The sequence below is a fragment of the Methylobacterium sp. WL8 genome (genome assembly GCF_008040045.1).
Lineage (GTDB): Bacteria > Pseudomonadota > Alphaproteobacteria > Rhizobiales > Beijerinckiaceae > Methylobacterium > Methylobacterium cerastii.
In genome coordinates this window covers 1-4,018 of sequence record NZ_VRVF01000152.1, presented here as the reverse complement: position 1 = coordinate 4,018, position 4,018 = coordinate 1, and the positions used below count along the sequence as shown (strand labels likewise).

The window sequence follows — 4,018 nt, the reverse complement described above, 5'->3', positions numbered from 1 at the left end:
GCACCGGGGCGGCGGGTGGCTGCACCGCGGCTGGCGGCGGCGCGGCAGGTTGCGGCGCAGGGATGGGCGGCTCGAGGGCGGGCTGCGGCTTCGAGGCGGCGAGTGCGGCGGCCTGCTGCTTCAGGCGGGCGACCTCGCTGTCCTGCGTGCCGACCACGGCGGCGAGGTCGCGCACGATGCCGCTCAAGAGGCCGATCTCGACGGTGAGCTCCTCGACCTCGCGGGGCAGCCCGTCCTGCGCCGCGTCGGCCCGGCCGGCGGCCTCGGTGCGGAGCAGGCGTTTCGACAGTGTGTCGAGCTCGGCCGAGAGCTTGTCGCAGCGCGCCGCCAGCCCGCTCGCGCGGGCGTGGGCGACGAGGGCGCCCAACGCCGCAAACCCTGCGAGCGCGAGCGCGCCGGCCGTCGGCATCAGGGCCGCCAGCGGCGCGAGCACCACGAGGCCGAGCAGCCCCGTCGACCACAGGCCCGCATGCCGGCCGAATCTCCGGACTGTGGGTCGGTTCGCCACGCGTGCCTTCTTGCCTGGAATCATGTGAGGACCCGGCCTGCATCGCTTGCGGAGCCGAGCCTCCGTTTGTCGCCGAGGGGCCGCGGGGCCGCAAGCGCCGAGGTGCCCAAGCACGGCGGTTTTCCGCGAGTGTGACATCCCCTCGGCCGTCTCCGGGGCCCGCTTGCCACCCCCTTGCCGCACCCGGTCCGACGCCCGAGATCGGGGGCAGGCGAAGTGCTGGAGGAACGACATGGACGCGCAAGGCGAACTTCTGATGCGGGTCGAGGGCATGACCTGCGGCGGCTGCGAGGCCTCGGTGCGCCGGGTCGTGCAGCGGATCGATCCGGCGGCCGAGGTCGAGGTCGACCGGGCGCACGAGCGGGTCGCGATCCGCACCACCGCCCAGAGCCTCGTCCTCGCCGAGGCGCTGACCAAGGCCGGCTACACCGCCACCGGGATGACCGGCTGACGCGGCCTCCGCCCGATCAAGGCGTCCGCCCTGTCGGCAAGCCCGTGCGACGGCCCGCGCCGGCAAATCGAATTTGTCGGCACAACGAATAATTTCGACGCGCTTTTCGACCTCGACTGACGCAAAATGGCGGAATCGACCGGGCGTTGCGCTTGGTCTGGCGCCCGCCGCACGGCAAAAGCCGGCGGAACGGACGTCACGGACAAACCGGACGCCACACGAAGCCCTCGTGCCAAAGGTTGAGGAAACCATGCCCTCAGACATCGAGATCGCCCGCGCGGCGACGCTGAAGCCGATCGCGCAGGTCGCCGAGAAGCTCGGCATCCCCGACGACGCGCTCCACAATTACGGGAAGCACATCGCCAAGCTCGACCACGGCTTCATCGCCGGGCTGGAGGGGCGGCCCGAGGGCAAGCTGATCCTCGTCACCGCGATCTCCCCGACGCCGGCGGGGGAGGGCAAGACCACGACAACGGTGGGCCTCGGCGACGCGCTGAACCGCATCGGCCAGAAGACCATGATCTGCCTGCGCGAGCCCTCGCTCGGCCCCTGCTTCGGCATGAAGGGCGGGGCGGCCGGCGGCGGCAAGGCGCAGGTCGTGCCGATGGAGCAGATCAACCTGCACTTCACCGGCGACTTCCACGCCATCACCTCGGCCCACTCGCTCGCCGCGGCGCTCATCGACAACCACGTCTACTGGGCGAACGAGCTCAACATCGACGTGCGCCGCATCCACTGGCGCCGTGTCGTCGACATGAACGACCGCGCGCTGCGCGCCATCACTCAGTCCCTCGGCGGCGTCGCCAACGGCTTCCCGCGCGAGGACGGCTTCGACATCACCGTGGCCTCCGAGGTCATGGCGGTGTTCTGCCTCGCCAAGGACCTCGCCGACCTCGAGGAACGGCTGGGCCGCATCATCATCGCCGAGACCCGCGACCGCAAGCTCGTGACCCTCAAGGACGTGAAGGCCACCGGCGCGATGACCGTGCTGCTGAAGGACGCGCTGCAGCCGAACCTGGTGCAGACGCTGGAGGGCAACCCGGCGCTGATCCACGGCGGCCCGTTCGCCAACATCGCCCACGGCTGCAACTCGGTGATCGCCACCCGCGCCGGCCTCCGGCTCGCCGACTACACCGTGACGGAAGCCGGCTTCGGCGCCGACCTCGGTGCGGAGAAGTTCTTGGACATCAAGTGCCGGCAGGCGAGCTTGTCGCCGTCGGCCGTCGTCATCGTCGCGACGGTGCGCGCGCTGAAGATGCACGGCGGCGTCAACAAGAAGGACCTCGGGTCCGAGAACGTCGACGCCCTGGAGAAGGGTTTTGCCAACCTCGCCCGGCACGTCACCAACGTCCGCGGCTTCGGACTGCCGGTGGTGGTCGCGGTCAACCACTTCTATGCCGACACCGACGCCGAGCACGCCAAGCTCCGCGACCTCTGCCGCGAAAAGCTCGACGTCGAGGCGATCACCTGCAAGCACTGGGCGGAGGGCGGCGCCGGCGCCGAGGCCCTGGCCCACGCGGTGGTGAACCTGTCGCAGGGCGCGCCCAAGCCCATCACCTACACCTACGAGGCCGAGGCCAAGCTGTCGGACAAGGTCAAGGCGATCGCGACCAAGCTCTACGGCGCAGCCGACATCCAGATCGAGTCCAAGGCGGCGGGCAAGCTCGCCACCTTCGAAAAGGACGGCTACGGCCACCTGCCGGTCTGCATGGCCAAGACGCAGTACTCGTTCTCGACCGATCCGACCCTGATCGGCGCCCCCGACGGCCACGTGGTGGCGGTACGCGACGTGCGCCTCTCCGCCGGCGCCGGCTTCGTCGTGGTGATCTGCGGAGAGATTATGACCATGCCGGGCCTGCCGCGGGTGCCAGCCGCCGACACGATCCGGCTGGACGCGAACGGGCAGATCGACGGGCTGTTCTAGGCGGGGCTCGACGCGTTCTTCCCTCCCCCCTCTGCGGGGGAGGGAAGTGGCGTCACGCCTGCACGGAGCGGACGGCCCGGATCGGGCGCAATTCGTCGAGGTCGTCGTGATGCAGCAGCAGCACGCCGGTGGCGGCGGCGAGCTTGCGGGCGGCGGGGGTGAAGCCGGCGTTCGAGACCACGGCGGCCATGTCGCCCGACCAGTAGCGGGCGGCGGCGGTCGCCTCCTGCACGGCGGCGTTGCCGACCGGCCGGCCGTAGCGCTTGCACTGGACCACGAGGCGGGTCGCGCCCTGCTCGGCGACGATGTCGGCGCCCTGGTCGCCGCTCGCCGGCGTGGCGTGCGTGCGCCAGCCGCCGCGTTCCAGCCGCCCGGCGCAGAACCGCTCGTAGGGGATGCCGTCCTCCGGCGCCGCGTCCTCCTCGGGGAGGTCCACCGCGTCGGTCACCGCCTCGACGATCGCGTGGATCGTGTCGGGCCTCGCCTCGCACAGGTCGGCGAAGCCGCGGGCGGTCAGGTCCGGCACGAGGGTGCGCGCGACGAAGTAGTCGCGCTCGCGCAGCCAGCCGTCGAGGATGCGGTTGCCGTAGGCGTCGACGAAGCTTTCCTGCCGCCGGCGCAGGGCCAGCGTCCGGGCATGACGGCGCGCCACCTTGCGCACGCGGGCGCGGAAGCGCCCCGGCCGCCCGAGATGGCGCAGCAGGACGAGGCCGAGGCCTGCGCCCGAGGCCGCGATGCCGGCGCGCCCGTACCAGAGGGACAGGCCGCCGCCGACCACCGCGATCCAGAACAGGCGGGCGACGAGGCTGGGCTGGCCGGGCATGAACGACGCCTCACGCGGCCGGCCCCACCGGCCGGCTCCACGCCGACAGCCATCGCACCGGCCGATGCCCGATCCCTGAATCCGCCGGGCGGCGGCGTGGAAAAGCTGTGGATGTCCTCAGGCGGGGGCGAACGAACTGCGCATCATAGCCGGTGAAGCCGCCACCCTCCCCCGCAGAGGGGGGAGGGAAGAACGCGCGGACAGTTTGGCCCAACGCGCGGGTCCAAAAACCCGGATGCCGGCCGATCAGGCCTCGACGGTTTTGCGGCTGCGGCGCGCGGCCGGTGCGGGGGCGGCCGGGGCGGGCGCGGC

Annotated in this window: 3 protein-coding genes and 1 pseudogene; 2 read left to right on the top strand and 2 right to left on the bottom strand. The window is 71.8% G+C overall.

The features are described 5' to 3' along the window. Positions 1-508: pseudogene (locus tag FV234_RS25385) on the bottom strand (diguanylate phosphodiesterase); the annotation flags it as partial. Between the two features lie 232 nt (positions 509-740). Between FV234_RS25385 and FV234_RS25380 the strand changes: the two are divergent. Then, positions 741-959 carry a heavy-metal-associated domain-containing protein gene (locus FV234_RS25380; RefSeq protein WP_147754650.1) on the top strand — a complete coding sequence of 73 codons (219 nt, stop codon included), beginning with the start codon at positions 741-743 and terminating at the stop codon, positions 957-959. A 250-nt stretch (positions 960-1,209) separates the two neighbouring features. Then, positions 1,210-2,883, top strand: a complete 1,674-nt coding sequence (locus FV234_RS25375; RefSeq protein WP_147832386.1) for a formate--tetrahydrofolate ligase — start codon at positions 1,210-1,212, stop codon at positions 2,881-2,883. A 52-nt stretch (positions 2,884-2,935) separates the two neighbouring features. On the opposite strand, the gene FV234_RS25370 is transcribed toward FV234_RS25375, so the two are convergent. After that, positions 2,936-3,706: a restriction endonuclease gene (locus FV234_RS25370; protein WP_147832385.1), complete on the bottom strand. Its 771-nt coding sequence runs from the start codon at positions 3,704-3,706 to the stop codon at positions 2,936-2,938. Between the last annotated feature and the right edge of the window lie 312 nt (positions 3,707-4,018).

Excerpts from the sequence above, each read along its gene's own strand:
- FV234_RS25370 (WP_147832385.1), bottom strand. The coding sequence starts at position 3,706 with ATGCCCGGCCAGCCCAGCCTCGTCGCCCGCCTGTTCTGGATCGCGGTG.
- FV234_RS25380 (WP_147754650.1), top strand. The coding sequence starts at position 741 with ATGGACGCGCAAGGCGAACTTCTGATGCGGGTCGAGGGCATGACCTGC.
- FV234_RS25375 (WP_147832386.1), top strand. The coding sequence starts at position 1,210 with ATGCCCTCAGACATCGAGATCGCCCGCGCGGCGACGCTGAAGCCGATC.